Here is a 13,395-nt window from a genome sequence, read left to right on the forward strand (position 1 = left end):
GGACATGAACCTGGAATGGGAACAGGACTGGCTGGAACAGTTTGACAATCGGCTGGAAGAGCTGATGGCGAACTACCCGCAAGAGTTTGAATATGAGGACCTGAACTTCGGCGTTCGCATCGACAATGACCGGGAAAAGCTGCGACGCTGGTTCACGACGTTCGAAAATGCCGACCCTGACAAGTCCAGGCATTATTTCAACGCCACCCGCTATCATGGCGACGAACATGGCGGCTGCCTGGAATGGACATGGGAAATCCATCATACCTCCGATTTCCTGGGACTACCCGCGAAGGGCAAGACCACCCTGGTGCAGGGCATGACGATCCATGCCTTCAAGGATGGCAAGATCGTGCTGGAACGCAGCCTTTGGGACACGGCCGCGCTGATGCGGCAACTGGGCCTGCAGGCGCCCGTGGAAGTGGAGTTTCATTGATGTTCGATCTGACAGGCAAGGCCGCGATCGTGACCGGCGGCGGTTCGGGCATCGGCGCAGCGATTGTGCAACGCTTTCGCGCGGCGGGCGCGCAGGTGCTGGTGGCCGATATCAGCCCGCGGGCCGAAGCTCTGGCGGAGCAATGGGGATGCGCCTTCCGTCGAACCGACGTCGGCAATCCCGCTGAGATGGCGGCCCTCTGCGAAGAGGCCGTGACACGCTTTGGCGGATTGGACATCATGGTCAACAATGCCGGCATCGCCGCCGCCGCGCCCTTGGCCGATGCGGACGAGGCAAGGTCGCAGCGTTTCTGGCGCGTGCACATATTGGGCGTGCAGGCCGGGATCAGGCATGCGGCGGCGCACATGACCGCCGGGGGAGCCATCGTCAACATATCGTCGATCACGGCGGTGCGCGGTTTCCTGCAATGGGGCGAATATGCCGCGACCAAGGCAGGGATCATCTCGCTGACCCAGACCGCTGCGGTCGAATATGGACCGCGCGGCATCCGTGTGAACTGCATCGCGCCCGGCATCATCGACACGCCGCTCGCAATGGACGAAGCGCCCGACATGGTCGCGCGCAACGCCAATGTCTTTACCCTGCTGGGCCGGATCGGCCGCCCCGAGGAACTCGCCGCCGCCGTCCATTTCATGGCGAGCGACGATGCGAGCTATGTCACCGGCCAGACCCTGCTGGTCGACGGCGGCTGGAGCACCGGGACATCGGTCAAGGGCATTGAACTGGCGCTGTCGACGGCTGACTGAGGAGGGCGCGATCCCTGCACGCCCGGCTTATGCCAGAAGGTGCAATCCCAATATGATCGCGCCGCTCAGGCCGACCAACCCATCGAAGACGAGCCGCCATGCCAGCGGAGCCGCGTGCATTTCCATATAATAGCGCACGATCAACTGCGCCTTGAACGTCGCGGCCAGCATCACGAGGGCAAAGCCCCAGCCTTCGGCGCCCGCGCTGCCCGCCCCCACCAGCGTCGCCGCCATCAACAACAACCAGATGACGGTCGGCCCGCGTTGTAACGCCATCATCATCATAGGGCTCCCTGCAGATAGAGCATCGCGAACAGAAACACCCACAGCAGGTCGACCATGTGCCAGAAGAGCGCGCAGGATTCGATCCAGCCGGCAAAGCCCGCGTCGATCCGCCGCGCCCGGACGAGCGTTGCCGCCAGCAGCGCGATGCCGATGCCATAATGCAGCAGATGAATGCCGGTGAACACATAATAGAAAGTGAAGAAGGCGTCGGTCTGCGGCGTCAGACCATGCGCCATCTTGTCGGCATATTCGATGGTCTTGACGACGCCGAAACACAGGCCGACGCCGATCGCGAGCCGCAGGCGGCGCCGCACCTTATCCATCTCCCCGGCCCGCGCCGCCTCGACCGACAACGCCACCAGCCAGCCGCTGGTAATCAGGATGACGGTGTTGAGCAGGCCCAGCCGGATATCGAGCATCGCCGCCGATCGCGCGAATAACGCCGGCTGCGCCATGCGCTCGACCATGAAATATCCGAAGAACAGGATGAAATTCGCGGTGTCCGCAGCGATGAAGGTCAATATGCCAGGAACCGATCCGGAGCGATGCTGCGCCATTTCACGCATGGACAGGTTGCTCCATGGCTTCCCGTTGCAGGCGGGCCAGCGCGCGCAGCGTGAAGATCGACAGGATCAGCATCGCCCAGAAGAAGATGGAGAATTCCACCCAATAATTGAAGAAGCCGCTGCGCGAAAAGGGACCGTCGGGGAAGAAGGGCAGGAAGCAAAAGCCCATGAAGACGACCGCTACCCAGATCGCGAACCAGGAAACGGGCTTGGGAATAAGGGGCACGGCGCGCCAGTCGTTGAGGAAACAGATGGCGAAGGCCGTGACCTGCAGCATCGTCAGCGAAAAGGCCATGTCGAACATGATCCAACCCGCATCGTAGAGCATCATGAGGATCGCGGCATCGGCTTCGGGCCGGAAGGCGGCGGTCAGCCAGAAGGCGGGCGGAAATACCAGCACCAATGTCGTGAAGCCCGCGCCCCATAATTGCAGGCGGGACAACAGGTCATTGTCGCGCTCGGCCGCTTCCATCACTTTCGCAATACCCATGCCCCACACCAGATAGAGGACGCCCGACACCATCATGCCAGTCATGCCGATCCGCGCGGACGTGGTGTGCTGCCGGAAATGCGCGGCGATCTCCTCCGCCGGGAGCGCCGCCGAATAGGGGGGGATATTGTGCCCAAGCACGGCGAAAAAGACGACCAGAAGCACAAGCAGAACCGGCCCCATCCAGAGGCAAAACCGCACATAGCGCAACGAGTCGGGAGCCATTGCGACCCGAGCGGCATCCGTTGATGGAATGTTGGGGGACGGGCGATCGACCGGCGCGCTGCGTGCCCTGGATGCCATGATAATCCCCATTCCCGTTTTCCGGTCCTTGTCGCCGGTTTCCGACAGAATAGGGCGAGCAACCATGGGCGCGATGACCTTGAGTGACGCGGTCCGGCATATCGTGCCAAAAGTCCGTCGTCCGATCAGTCCTCGACCTGACCGCGCTCCGCGATCGACCGCCCTTCCCGCCACACGCTCGGCCGCTGCGCGGTCCAGCGCATGAAGGCGCGGGAGAAGGTGCTGCTGCTCGAAAAGCCCAGCAGATAGGCGATATTCTCGACTGTCAGGTCCGGCCGGCGCAGATAATCATAGGCCAATTCCTCGCGCAGCCGATCCAGCACCTCCTGAAAGGTCGTATTCTCCTCGCGCAGGCGGCGCAGCAGGGTGCGCTCCGTCATGGCGAGCAGGCGAGCGGTTTCCTGCTTGCTGGGTTCGCCATTGGGCAACTGCCCGATCAGCGCATCGCGCACCTTGCGGGAGAAACGGCTGGAGAAGCGGAAGGCGAGATATTTGGCCGTCATCTCGTCCAGCATCGTTGCCAGTTCTTCGTTGGCGGACGGGACGGGCCGTTCCAGCACCTCTACCGGGAAGAGGATGCTGTTGATCGGCTGGCCGTAGCGGATGGGACCACGGAAAACATCGCGATAGGCCTGGTCATCCGTGGGCTTGCGATGACGAAAACTCACCTCGACCGGGGTGATCGGAGCGGACAATATCCATTCGCAGAGCAGGAAGAAACCGGCGAGCATCGTGTCGATCGTCTGATAGATGGGCTGCCGACCGCCCGTATTGAGGTCGACCGTCAGCCGATAGCCTTCATCCTCCCGCTGGAACGACACCGCGGCCGAATCCGAAATCAGCCTGGCGGAATGGGAGAAGCGTTCGGCCGCACGGCGCAAGGTCGCGCTGCACGACATGGCATAGCCCACGACATGAAAGGTCGAAGGACGGATATGACGCGCGACTTTCAAACCGAAATTGGGATCGCCGGTCGCATCGACGGCGGCGATCCACAGGCTGGTCACCTGATCCTGCGAATAGCGGTGGCTGAGGTCGCCGACACGGCTCGCGTCCATATTGATCTCGTGCATCAACGCGGCTGGATCGACGCCCGCATCCTCAAGCGCCTTCACGATCGCCAGAATCCAGGCCGACAGACCAGTTTGCACTCTATCACTCTCCTCGCCCGGATTTTGCCGTGTCCGGCGATGATGAAGAGGGCCGTGACGAAAGGCAAATATATGCAGCCGCCGGGAAAATAAAAATGCCGCAGCCGGTTGCGCCCGGCTGCGGCTCCATATCCGGTAAAATGCGTGGGATCAGTCGAACGTGAACTTCAGCGTCGCGCCATGGGTCACGGGCTTGGCCGCATAGCGCACGACCACATCCTGCGTGACGAACTGGTTGGTCCAGTAATAGCTGTTGGTGACATTGCGCCCCCAGATACTGAAGCTCCAGCGGTCGTCCAGCGCCTTGACTCCGGCGCGCAGGTCAAGCGTGGCGAAGCTCTGGATCACGGAGGCCGGCGCATGGCCCAGCGTCGCATTGGTCTTGCTGTTCAGCAGCACGTTCGCGCGGAGCCCGCATAGTCCGCCAGCACCCGTTCATTGTTAATGCCGGTGAAATCGAGCACCTTGGAACCGACATAGGTGACGGCGTTGCGGACAGTAAGCCGCTCAGTCGGCCGGGCGGTGATTTCCAGCTCGAAGCCGTTGATCCTGGCCTTGGGGATATTCACCGGCTGTTCGAGCTGGCTGAACACCGGATCGACGATCAACCCGCGCACCTGCTTGTCGCGATAGATATAATGGAAGGCGGCGAGGTTGAATTGCAACGTGCGGTCGAGCGCCGTGATCCGCATCATCCCGGCCGCCATAGCGGTCCCGGGCTACGTCCTGGCCTTTTATTGCCTGTCCATGGCCTTGCGGACGATCCCGCTGGGCCTGGCCTACGCCCTGTGGTCCGGGGTGGGATTGCCCTGCTCGCGCTTATCGGCTGGCTTGCCTTTCGCCAGTCACTGACGGCGCCGCAGATCGCCGGACTGATCCTCATTCTGGCAGGGATCATGCTGATGCGATTGCCGATCCCGCGCTAGGGCCAATCGATATTCAGGCGGCAGGCGCCTTCGCGTTGCGGGACAGGAATGCCGCGACCCTCCGGGCTGCGGCGGGGGCACGTAGCGTATTGAAGAAATACCGGCTCTCGATCCGCAGCCCCGCATCCATCGGCACCTGCGATCCTTCATAGACCGCCTTGAGGATATTGGCGTCGGCATCGTTCTGCCGTTCGTTCCCCCGCCGCGCAGCGATCGCCGGACCAAAAAGCGCATAGCCCGCCCCTGTGTGCGGTCCACCCCCGGGCAGGCGATAGCCCTTCTCATCCCATGGCGCAGCATTGCGACCGCCTTCGGCAATCCATTGCCGCGCCCGATCGAATGCCTTTCCGCGCTCCATGCTCTCATCGATCACGCCAAGCGCCAGCGCCTCGTCCACGCGCATCGCCTTGCCATCCAGCAGATAGGGAAGCGCCGCGCTCATGCCCGCCAGCCGCAACAGGCGCTGGGTGCCGCCCGCCCCCGGCATCAGGCCAAGGGTCGCTTCCGGCAGGCCCAGCCGCAAGCCGTCCTCATCGATCGCGATCCGGTAATGACACCCCAGCGCCAGTTCCAGGCCGCCGCCCAACGCCACGCCGCCGATCACTGCCACCAGGGGCTTGCCGGCGGTTTCGAGATCGCGGATGCGCCCGCTGAAATCGCTGGCCTCGAACAACGCCTCGCGCAATTCATCCTGCGTTGCCGCCGCGCCCCAGCGCCCGATGTCGGCCTGCAATTCCTTGAGATCCGCCCCCGCGCAAAAGCCGCTGGGCTTGCCGGAGCATAATATGGCGCCGATGATCCGCCTGTCCCGGCGGATCGTATCGGCCAGCGCGCCCAGATCTCGCTGCACGGCATGGCTGATCATGTTCATCGACCGGCCCGGCATGTCGAAGGTGACGATCGCAATGCCGTCCGCACCGACGTCCAATGTGAAATTATCCATGTTCCGCCTCCCGTCAGACGCGCCTGATGACCATCGCAGTGCCCATGCCCGCACCGACGCACAGATTGATGAGCGCCGTTTCCTTGCCGGAGCGTTCCAGCTCATCCACCATCGTCCCCAGTATCATGCCGCCGGTGGCGCCCAGCGGATGCCCCATGGCGATCGCGCCACCATTGACGTTGATCTTCGCCGGATCGATGTCGAGTGCCTGGATGTAGCGCAGCACCACCGCCGCAAAGGCTTCATTGAGTTCGAACAGATCGATGTCGTCACGCGCCATGCCCAGCCGGTCAAGCAGCTTGCGCGTCACGAATTCGGGCCCGGTCAGCATGATCGTCGGATCGGATCCGATAGATGCGGTCCCCAATATCCGTGCCCGCGGTTTGAGACCGGCGGCATCGCCCGCGGCCTTCGATCCGATCAGCACCGCCGAGGCGCCATCGACGATCCCCGAAGAATTGCCGCCATGATGGACATGATTGATCGGCCCCATATCGGGATATCGGGCTTGCGCGACGGCGTCATAGCCCTGCTCTCCCATCTTCGCGAAGGCCGGTTTCAACCCGGCGAGGGACTGCATATCGGTCTGCGGGCGCATATGTTCGTCATGATCGAGGAGGATGAGGCCCGCCTGGTCCAGCACGGGCACGACCGATCGCGCGAACCGCCCATCGCGCCATGCCGATGCGGCGCGGCGCTGGCTCTCGACCGCATAGGCATCGACATCTTCGCGGCCAAAGCCATGAATCGTCGCGACCATGTCGGCGCCGATGCCCTGTGGCGCATAATAATGGTCGAAGGCAAAGGCCGGGTCGACCATCATCGCGCCTCCGTCAGCCGCCAGCGCGACGCGCGACATGGATTCGACGCCACCGCCAACGGCAAGGCGCGCCTCGCCCATGGCGACCTTGGCCGCCGCCATGTTGCACGCCTCCAGTCCCGATGCACAGAATCGATTGACCTGCACCCCCGGCACGCGCTCGTCATAGCCCGCGACAAGGGCAGCGATCCGCGCAATGTCGCTGCCCTGTTCGCCGACCGGCATGACGCAGCCCATGATCACATCGTCCACCAGCGCGGTGTCCAGCCCATTGCGGTCGCGGATCGCCCGCAAGACCTGCGCCGCAAGCGAAAGCGCAGTAATCTCATGGAGCGCGCCATCGGGCCGCCCCTTGCCGCGCGGGGTGCGAACGGCGTCATAAATATAGACATCGGGCATGGCGGTCATCTGCTTGCCAGTGCCCGCGCCGATGCCTCGCCATTGATCCTCATCCTCATCCTTCCCGATACAATGATCCGTTGAGGCGGTTCTGACACTGAAATGAAGAACGGCGAACGGCGGCGGATGACAGGAGATGACCTTTCAGGACAATTTTGCACGGATCGCGCATTTTGGCGCTCAGGGCCAATTGCTGACACGCGCTGCCATCGACCGCCGGGTCATGCGCTGATTGTCTGCGCCGTCGATAATGAAGGGGTTAAAGCCGATGCACATCCTGATCGCGGGTCCGGACAATGCCCGGCCATTTCTGGAAAAGCTGGCTGCGGCGATTCCGAAGGGCGGCGCGGATGTCGCGTGCCGATACGATCTGGACAGGCCATCCGATTACGACAAATGGGCGGATACCGATATATTGGTGGCGTTTGCCAGGCCCTGCGACCGCAGGGACATGGATCTCGCTCCCCGGCTGGGCGCCATCATTCTGCCCTCGCTGGGTTTTGACGGGGTCGACATCGACGCCGCGACTGCGCGCGGCATCGCCGTCGCAAACGGCCATGTGATCGAGAATTTTGAAACCGTGGCGGAAGCTGCGTTCCTGTTCATGCTGATGTCCCTCTACGACATTCATGAAGCGCAGGCGCGCCTGCGCCTTGGGGCAATACGCACCGGCCCGCCCGCCGCCCGGATGCTCAAGGGCAAGACGATAGGCATCATCGGGTTCGGCAACATAGCACGCGCATTGGTCGGGCGGCTCGAAGGATGGGGCGCCCGGACCCTTGTCTCTAGCCGCAGCCCCATCGCCCATCCGGGCGGCGGCGTCATCCGGTGCGACCTCGACACCCTGCTTGCCAATAGCGATATCGTCCTGCCGCTTGTCCCCTTGACCGGGGAGACGCAAGGACTGTTCACCAAAAAACGGCTGCTGAGCATGAAGAGGGGCGCCCTCTTCATAAACCTGTCACGCGGCGCCGTCGTCGACGAAGCGGCTCTTTGCGATCCGGAGGTCATCGGGCATCTGGGCGGCATCGCGCTGGATGTGTTCGAAGTCGAGCCGCTGCCCAAGGACAGCCCGCTGCGCCATCACCCCAAAGCGATACTGACCGGCCACGAAATCGCGCATACGCAGGAAAACCTGACCGCCTTGTTCGATATGGCGCTGAAGAACATCCTGTCAGCGGTGGCCGGCGACGCCATGCCCACTCTTCTCAATCCAGCGTCGGGGCAAGTTTCGGGATAGTCGGTTCGCGCAGGCCGGCCCTCACTCCCAGCCGCCGCCCAGCGCCAGGAAGATCGCGACCTGATCCAGCAGCAGTTGCGATCGCGCCGCCGCCGCCGCGGCTTCCGCGCCCGCCAGGCTCCGCTGCGCGTCCAGCAGCGACAGGAAATCCCCGCGCCCGAAGCGGAACAGCCGCTGCGCCTGTCCGGCCGACACCGCCGCGCTGTCCCGCGCCGCATCCAGCGCCGCCGCGCGCTCGGCGTCCCGGCGATAGGTTTCCAGCGCGCTCTCCGCCTGCCGCAGCGCCTCCAGCACCGTCCCGTCGAAGCGGGCAAGGTCCGCCTTCACCTGCGCGTCGGCCTGGTCGATCCGCGCCCGCACGACCGGGCGGTTGGGAAAGCTCCACGACAGGAGCGGCCCCAGGCTCATGCCGAAGGACGTGCCGCCGCCCAGATCCTTGAGCGGCCCCGACAGCCCCAGCGACCCGCCGATGCTGATATGGGGATAAAGGTCCGCCATCGCCACGCCCAGCCGCGCCGTGTCGCCCGCAATGGCGCGCTCCGCCTGCCTGATGTCGGGCCGCCGCCGGATCAGCGCCGCCCCGTCCCCCGTCGGCAGGGGCTGCCCCAGCACCGGCAACGCCGCGCATCCTTCCACCTCGGCGGGATAGTCGGCAGGCGGTCGCCCCAGCAATGTGGCGAGCAGATACAACCCGTTCTGCCGCTGCGCCTCGAACGCGGGGAGCGCCGCCGCGCTGCTTTCCACCGCCGCCTCCGCCCGGCTGACGTCGAAGGCCGTGCCCCGCCCGCCGCGGAACAGCCGCCGCGTCGCGTCCGCCGTATCGCGCTGCAAGGCCACCACCTGCCGGTTGACGCCCAGCGAATAATTGGCCGCGCACACCTGTGCATAGGCCTGCGCCACCGCCGCCGCGATGCTCGTCCGCACGGTGTCGCGCGCCGCCACGCTCGCCTCCACATCGGCGCTGCTCGCCTCGATCGCGCGCCGCACCTGCCCGTTGAGGTCGAGCGTATAGGACGCGCTCAGCCCCAGATCATAGCCGACCACGCCCGGCAGGCTCTCCCCCGTGCCCGAAGGCCGCGACAGGCTCGCCCCGCCCTCCACGCTTGTGCCGATCGTCCGCCCGGCCTGCGCCTCGCGCAGCACCGCCTGCGCCCGCGTCAGGTTAGCGTCGGCCACGCGCAGGTCGGCATTGGCCGCCAGCGCCTGTTCCACCAGCGCATCCAGCTTCGGATCGTCATAAAGCCGCCACCAACGGTCGGGCAGCGGCGCATGACTGGTCATCCCGCCCTCCCCCGCATGGAAAGCCCCCTGCGCGGCAGGCGCCGTCGCCGCCGACCGTTCCGGCGCATGATAATCCGGCCCCGCCGTGGCGCAGCCCGCCAATCCGAGCGCAGCCAGAGGCGCGAGCAGCTTACGCATGGCGGCACGTCCCCGGCCTGGCATCCTTCGCCTTGGGCTCCACCGTCACCGTCGCGGTCCGCCCGGTGATAAGGCTGATGTCGGCGGGCACCTGGGTCAGCTTGACCCGCACCGGAATGCGCTGCGCCAGCCGCACCCAGGAGAAAGTCGGCTCCACATTGGGCAACAGATTGCCCGAATCCGATCGGGTCGAATCGTTGATGCCATAAGCGATGCTTTCGACCCGCCCATGCAGGTCCTGCTCCTCGCCCATCATCCGCACCGTCACCGGCGCGCCCAGACAGATGAGCGGCAATTTCGTCTCCTCGAAATAGCCCTCGACGCGCAGGCTGTCCCTGTCCACCAGCGCCATCGCCTGCTTGCCCGCCGCCACATAATCGCCCTGATGCAGGTCCAGATTGGTGACGACGCCATTGACCGACGCCCGCACCTGCGTGCGCTTCAGGTCCAGCGCCGCGCCGTCCCGCGCCGTGATCGCCTCCGCCAGCGCCGCCTGCGCCGTCGCCACGCGGGCGACATTCTGCTCATGCGCTTCCGCCGCGACCAGATCGCCCAGCGCCATGTCGCGCCGCGCTTCCCGCCGTGCCTGCCCCAGCGTCGCCTGCGCGCTTTCCACCCGCGCCACCGCCTGCCTGAGCGCCAGTTCGTATCGGGGCCGGTCGATCACGAACAGCAGGTCGCCTTCCTGCACCCGCTGGTTGTCGCGCACCGCCACGGACGTCACCAGCCCGCCAATATCCGGCGTCACCCGCACCACATCGGCGCGCACGCGGCCATCGCGGGTCCACGGGCTGCGCTCATAATGATTCCACATCCAGATGGCGATCAGCGCGGCGGCGATGACAAGGATGATGGTGGCGGCGCTGCGGATCAGCGTCGTGGTCAAGCGGTTCATAAACGGATTCCAAGAGTGGGGACGATAAGCGCAAGCGCGCCCAGCATCAGGATGAAGATGCTGAGGTCGACCGCTGCCCGATAGGCAAGGAAACGATAGAGGCCAAAGGCGCCGATCAGCCGGGTCACGGCCCAGCTCAGGATCAGCGCGATCAGCGCCAGCAGCAGCAAAGTGGGCATGTAGACGCCGCCCAGGGCGATTTCTCCGGTCATGCGATGTCTCTCCGATAGCCGCCCGCGTCCGGGAACAGCGTGCGGCGCAGGCTCACCAGCGCCAGCACGCCGTCCCGCCGCACCGACGCCCGGCCATGGGCGGAAAGGTCGCCCAGCGCCATGTCGATGTCATGCAGCAGATCGGGCGCGGGGGGCGCGGGCGCATCGGGATCGAGCCGCCGGTAATAATGGCTGACCCCGCCCAGCACATTGCCCAGCGACGCGCCCTGATCCGGCGGCAGGTCCAGCCGCAACTGCCGCAACTCGCCGATGGAAACGCCGGTACGCAGGTCGCGCAGCGCGTCGTCGAGCGGCCTGCCGCTATGGTTGCGGACAGCCGCGAGACGCGTGGCAAGCAACCCGATGCGATCCAGCATCCGGTTGATCCAGCCGCGCACGTCGGGCGGACTCATCAACGTGGCGCGATTGGCTATGTCGATCCAGCCGGCGCGAACGGTCCGCCGGATCGCGCGCTCCACACCCGCCGACTGCAACAATCCCACCATGACGATCGCGAACCAGATGCCGACGATCTGCGCCACGGCGCCGTTCACATAGGCGGCAAAGGCATTGACATAGCGGTCCGCCAACAGCGCGGGATTGCCAAGGCCCAGCAGCGTCGGCAACGCAATGCCCGCCCATCGCGGCGAAGCCATCAGCGAACCGAGCAACAGCAGCGGCGGCGCATAGGCCATGACCAGCATGGGAAAGCCGTCGAGCCGGGGCATGATCGCATAGCCATAGAGCGCGCCAAGAGCCGACGCCACGATCGTGCCGATCAGGAATCCCTTGAGTGGGGCCAGCGGATTGTCCATCGCCGCGAAGATCGCAAGAAAGACCCCGGCCAGCATGACCGCCGTGCCCCCGTCCTTCCATCCGCTGCCGATCCACAGCGCGCAGCCCAGCACCACGGTGACGAATGCGCTGAACGCGGCGCGCAGCGCGCCGGTATAATCCAGATGCAGTTCGCGGCTGCGGCGTCCTTCCAGCAGTTCGGCCACCCGCGCCGTCACCGGCGCGCGCCTGTGCGTCGCCATCTGGTCATACAGGTCGCGGCAGTCGCGATGCACGGCGATCAACGTGGCGAGCCGGGCATAGAGGCTGAGGCGCATCATGTCGGCCCAGCGCATATCCGCCCTCGCTTCCGGTTCCAGCATGGCGCAGCGGTCGATCAGCCTCTGCGCCCGCGTGGCGCGGGTGGTGCTGTCGTTTCCCGGCGACTGGAGCCATTCGCGCGTGTCGCCGATCAGCGCGTCGACCTGCGCGGGAATGGCGCCTCCATGTGCGGCCTTCAGCATCGCCAGCCGGTCCTGCACCGAAGCGCCCAGCGGCAGTAGCAGCGACAGTTGGTCCTGCATCGCCCGCACGGTGCGGACGCGCGGCGCCAGCCGGCTGATGTCGAAAGGCAGGTGGATCGACAATTGGTGCAATTCGGTGACATCCTGCGCCAGCCGCCGGCGCTCGGTGTCCAGCCCGGCGACCGGTTCGATGGCGATGGCGTCGTGCGACCAGCGTTCCGCATCGCGCAGGATCGTCTGGACCCGATTGAGCAGGACACCGGTGATCGAACCGGGCAGCACGACGCCATGGACCAGACTGCCGCACAGGATGCCGACCACGATTTCCTGCACACGCAACGCGGCGACGGTGAAAATGGCTTGGGGCGCGTCGACGTCCGGGAAGACGATCAGGCATGTGGTGTAGCCCGCCAGCACGAACATGTAGGATCGCGGCGTGCGGTCCAGCACGGATACGAAGACGCAAAGCGCCAGCCATGACGCCATGGCGAGCGACAGCAGTTCCGGCGCGTTGGCCAGCGGCGGCACGATCGCGACAGCGAACATCGCGCCGACCAGCGTGCCGACGATGCGGAACACGGCCTTGGAAATGACGGCGCCCGCCATCGGCTGGGCGACGATATAGCTGGTCAGGAATGCCCAATAGGGCCGTTCCAGCCCGATGCTGAGCGATATATAGAGCGCCAGCGTGCCCGCCAGAAAGCATTTCAGCCCGAACAGGGCTGCTGGCCATCCGAAACGCTCTTTCATGGCTCCGCGCGCCGTTCCGCTATGCGCCGTCCCAACAGTTCCATCAGGCGGACGGCGACATCTATATCGCTGTCCGGCACCCCCTCCAGCAGCGCGTTGCGGAGTATATCCAGCCTCTCCATGATGGCGCCGACCAGTTCCTGTCCCGCCGGGGTTAGCGCCAGCCGGTTGGATCGCCGGTCGTCGGGATGGGGCGATCGCTCCACCAGCCGCGCCGCCTCGAGCTGATGCAATGTGCGGACGAGCGATGGCTGGGTGATTTCCAGCGCCTCCGCCAGATCGATCTGGCGCGCTTCCGGGCCCAGCCGGTCGAGGTGAAGCAAGCACCAGCCCGCCGAATTGGAAATACCGATTTCCGCCAGCGTCCGGTCCGCCAGACTGCGCCACCCGCGCGCCACAGGCGAAAATGTCCGCGAAAGCGCGCGCTGGCGTTCCAGTATCGGCATAAACAGTTAGATAGCTAACTAATCTTCATTGTCAAGAAGTGCTTTCCCT

The 13,395-nt window shown here is 65.1% G+C and carries 18 protein-coding genes; 5 read left to right on the forward strand and 13 right to left on the reverse strand.

Features of this window, described 5'->3' with window-relative positions; genetic code table 11:
* Window positions 1–4: 4 nt before the first annotated feature.
* Window positions 5–436, forward strand: coding sequence for an ester cyclase (locus ATN00_RS03180; RefSeq protein ID WP_062062037.1), 432 nt, complete (start codon window positions 5–7; stop codon window positions 434–436).
* A complete protein-coding gene (locus tag ATN00_RS03185) occupies window positions 436–1,203 on the forward strand; it encodes an SDR family NAD(P)-dependent oxidoreductase (RefSeq protein ID WP_062062040.1) in 768 nt (255 codons plus the stop codon). The genes ATN00_RS03180 and ATN00_RS03185 overlap by 1 nt, the downstream gene beginning before the upstream one ends.
* A 27-nt stretch (window positions 1,204–1,230) precedes the next feature.
* Here ATN00_RS03185 and ATN00_RS03190 read toward each other — a convergent pair whose 3' ends face one another.
* The 6 genes from ATN00_RS03190 to ATN00_RS03215 all read right to left on the reverse strand — a co-directional run bounded on the left by ATN00_RS03190 (window position 1,231) and on the right by ATN00_RS03215 (window position 4,693).
* The gene (locus ATN00_RS03190; RefSeq protein ID WP_062062044.1) at window positions 1,231–1,488 is read right to left on the reverse strand and encodes a cytochrome C oxidase subunit IV family protein; all 258 of its coding nucleotides are present in this window, start codon (window positions 1,486–1,488) and stop codon (window positions 1,231–1,233) included.
* Window positions 1,485–2,054, reverse strand: coding sequence for a cytochrome c oxidase subunit 3 (locus tag ATN00_RS03195; RefSeq protein ID WP_231746372.1), 570 nt, complete (start codon window positions 2,052–2,054; stop codon window positions 1,485–1,487). The genes ATN00_RS03190 and ATN00_RS03195 overlap by 4 nt, the downstream gene beginning before the upstream one ends.
* Complete coding sequence (locus ATN00_RS03200; RefSeq protein ID WP_156415208.1) at window positions 2,047–2,847, reverse strand: hypothetical protein; 801 nt, start codon at window positions 2,845–2,847, stop codon at window positions 2,047–2,049. Before ATN00_RS03200 ends, ATN00_RS03195 begins: the two co-directional genes overlap by 8 nt.
* A 125-nt stretch (window positions 2,848–2,972) precedes the next feature.
* Window positions 2,973–3,998: an AraC family transcriptional regulator gene (locus ATN00_RS03205; protein WP_062062050.1), complete on the reverse strand. Its 1,026-nt coding sequence runs from the start codon at window positions 3,996–3,998 to the stop codon at window positions 2,973–2,975.
* 150 nt (window positions 3,999–4,148) lie between these two features.
* Window positions 4,149–4,397, reverse strand: coding sequence for a TonB-dependent receptor (locus ATN00_RS03210; protein WP_062062053.1), 249 nt, complete (start codon window positions 4,395–4,397; stop codon window positions 4,149–4,151).
* Entirely contained in the window at window positions 4,388–4,693 is a 306-nt protein-coding gene (locus ATN00_RS03215) for a TonB-dependent receptor domain-containing protein (protein WP_197413659.1), read from the reverse strand. Before ATN00_RS03215 ends, ATN00_RS03210 begins: the two co-directional genes overlap by 10 nt.
* Here ATN00_RS03215 and ATN00_RS24345 point away from each other — a divergent pair.
* On the forward strand, window positions 4,680–4,850 hold the full coding sequence (locus tag ATN00_RS24345) for a DMT family transporter (protein ID WP_197413660.1): 171 nt from the start codon (window positions 4,680–4,682) through the stop codon (window positions 4,848–4,850). The two genes, ATN00_RS03215 and ATN00_RS24345, sit on opposite strands and share 14 nt — an antisense overlap.
* The gene (locus ATN00_RS23585; protein ID WP_197413758.1) at window positions 4,787–4,924 is read left to right on the forward strand and encodes a DMT family transporter; all 138 of its coding nucleotides are present in this window, start codon (window positions 4,787–4,789) and stop codon (window positions 4,922–4,924) included. The genes ATN00_RS24345 and ATN00_RS23585 overlap by 64 nt, the downstream gene beginning before the upstream one ends.
* Before the next feature lie 13 nt (window positions 4,925–4,937).
* On the opposite strand, the gene ATN00_RS03220 is transcribed toward ATN00_RS23585, so the two are convergent.
* Together ATN00_RS03220 and ATN00_RS03225 are read right to left on the reverse strand one after the other, a co-directional pair.
* The gene (locus ATN00_RS03220) at window positions 4,938–5,867 is read right to left on the reverse strand and encodes an enoyl-CoA hydratase-related protein (RefSeq protein ID WP_062062059.1); all 930 of its coding nucleotides are present in this window, start codon (window positions 5,865–5,867) and stop codon (window positions 4,938–4,940) included.
* Window positions 5,868–5,880: 13 nt separating this feature from the next.
* Entirely contained in the window at window positions 5,881–7,086 is a 1,206-nt protein-coding gene (locus ATN00_RS03225) for an acetyl-CoA C-acetyltransferase (protein ID WP_062068341.1), read from the reverse strand.
* Window positions 7,087–7,354: 268 nt separating this feature from the next.
* On the opposite strand from ATN00_RS03225, the gene ATN00_RS03230 reads away from it, so the two are divergent.
* Window positions 7,355–8,326: an NAD(P)-dependent oxidoreductase gene (locus ATN00_RS03230; protein ID WP_062062061.1), complete on the forward strand. Its 972-nt coding sequence runs from the start codon at window positions 7,355–7,357 to the stop codon at window positions 8,324–8,326.
* A gap of 21 nt (window positions 8,327–8,347) precedes the next feature.
* Here ATN00_RS03230 and ATN00_RS03235 read toward each other — a convergent pair whose 3' ends face one another.
* From ATN00_RS03235 to ATN00_RS03255, 5 genes are read right to left on the reverse strand one after another with little or no spacing between them, the layout of a single operon-like run.
* Window positions 8,348–9,745 (reverse strand): efflux transporter outer membrane subunit, encoded by a 1,398-nt coding sequence (locus tag ATN00_RS03235; protein ID WP_062062064.1) that lies wholly within the window; start codon window positions 9,743–9,745, stop codon window positions 8,348–8,350.
* Window positions 9,738–10,640 carry an efflux RND transporter periplasmic adaptor subunit gene (locus ATN00_RS03240; RefSeq protein WP_062062067.1) on the reverse strand — a complete coding sequence of 301 codons (903 nt, stop codon included), beginning with the start codon at window positions 10,638–10,640 and terminating at the stop codon, window positions 9,738–9,740. Before ATN00_RS03240 ends, ATN00_RS03235 begins: the two co-directional genes overlap by 8 nt.
* Window positions 10,637–10,852 (reverse strand): DUF1656 domain-containing protein, encoded by a 216-nt coding sequence (locus tag ATN00_RS03245; RefSeq protein WP_062062070.1) that lies wholly within the window; start codon window positions 10,850–10,852, stop codon window positions 10,637–10,639. The genes ATN00_RS03240 and ATN00_RS03245 overlap by 4 nt, the downstream gene beginning before the upstream one ends.
* Window positions 10,849–12,900: an FUSC family protein gene (locus ATN00_RS03250; protein ID WP_062062073.1), complete on the reverse strand. Its 2,052-nt coding sequence runs from the start codon at window positions 12,898–12,900 to the stop codon at window positions 10,849–10,851. The genes ATN00_RS03245 and ATN00_RS03250 overlap by 4 nt, the downstream gene beginning before the upstream one ends.
* Window positions 12,897–13,346 carry a MarR family winged helix-turn-helix transcriptional regulator gene (locus ATN00_RS03255; RefSeq protein WP_062062075.1) on the reverse strand — a complete coding sequence of 150 codons (450 nt, stop codon included), beginning with the start codon at window positions 13,344–13,346 and terminating at the stop codon, window positions 12,897–12,899. Before ATN00_RS03255 ends, ATN00_RS03250 begins: the two co-directional genes overlap by 4 nt.
* Between the last annotated feature and the right edge of the window lie 49 nt (window positions 13,347–13,395).

It is taken from the genome of Sphingobium baderi, assembly GCF_001456115.1.
In the GTDB taxonomy this organism is placed as follows: domain Bacteria; phylum Pseudomonadota; class Alphaproteobacteria; order Sphingomonadales; family Sphingomonadaceae; genus Sphingobium; species Sphingobium baderi_A.

What these genes read in the sequence shown, in the direction of transcription:
- ATN00_RS03250 (WP_062062073.1), bottom strand. Translation starts at nt 12,900, where the DNA reads ATGAAAGAGCGTTTCGGATGGCCAGCAGCCCTGTTCGGGCTGAAATGC.
- ATN00_RS03180 (WP_062062037.1), top strand. Translation starts at nt 5, where the DNA reads ATGAACCTGGAATGGGAACAGGACTGGCTGGAACAGTTTGACAATCGG.
- ATN00_RS03240 (WP_062062067.1), bottom strand. Translation starts at nt 10,640, where the DNA reads ATGAACCGCTTGACCACGACGCTGATCCGCAGCGCCGCCACCATCATC.
- ATN00_RS03230 (WP_062062061.1), top strand. Translation starts at nt 7,355, where the DNA reads ATGCACATCCTGATCGCGGGTCCGGACAATGCCCGGCCATTTCTGGAA.
- ATN00_RS03185 (WP_062062040.1), top strand. Translation starts at nt 436, where the DNA reads ATGTTCGATCTGACAGGCAAGGCCGCGATCGTGACCGGCGGCGGTTCG.
- ATN00_RS03245 (WP_062062070.1), bottom strand. Translation starts at nt 10,852, where the DNA reads ATGACCGGAGAAATCGCCCTGGGCGGCGTCTACATGCCCACTTTGCTG.
- ATN00_RS03215 (WP_197413659.1), bottom strand. Translation starts at nt 4,693, where the DNA reads ATGATGCGGATCACGGCGCTCGACCGCACGTTGCAATTCAACCTCGCC.
- ATN00_RS03225 (WP_062068341.1), bottom strand. Translation starts at nt 7,086, where the DNA reads ATGCCCGATGTCTATATTTATGACGCCGTTCGCACCCCGCGCGGCAAG.
- ATN00_RS03190 (WP_062062044.1), bottom strand. Translation starts at nt 1,488, where the DNA reads ATGATGATGATGGCGTTACAACGCGGGCCGACCGTCATCTGGTTGTTG.
- ATN00_RS03200 (WP_156415208.1), bottom strand. Translation starts at nt 2,847, where the DNA reads ATGGCATCCAGGGCACGCAGCGCGCCGGTCGATCGCCCGTCCCCCAAC.
- ATN00_RS03235 (WP_062062064.1), bottom strand. Translation starts at nt 9,745, where the DNA reads ATGCGTAAGCTGCTCGCGCCTCTGGCTGCGCTCGGATTGGCGGGCTGC.
- ATN00_RS03255 (WP_062062075.1), bottom strand. Translation starts at nt 13,346, where the DNA reads ATGCCGATACTGGAACGCCAGCGCGCGCTTTCGCGGACATTTTCGCCT.
- ATN00_RS03220 (WP_062062059.1), bottom strand. Translation starts at nt 5,867, where the DNA reads ATGGATAATTTCACATTGGACGTCGGTGCGGACGGCATTGCGATCGTC.
- ATN00_RS03195 (WP_231746372.1), bottom strand. Translation starts at nt 2,054, where the DNA reads ATGCGTGAAATGGCGCAGCATCGCTCCGGATCGGTTCCTGGCATATTG.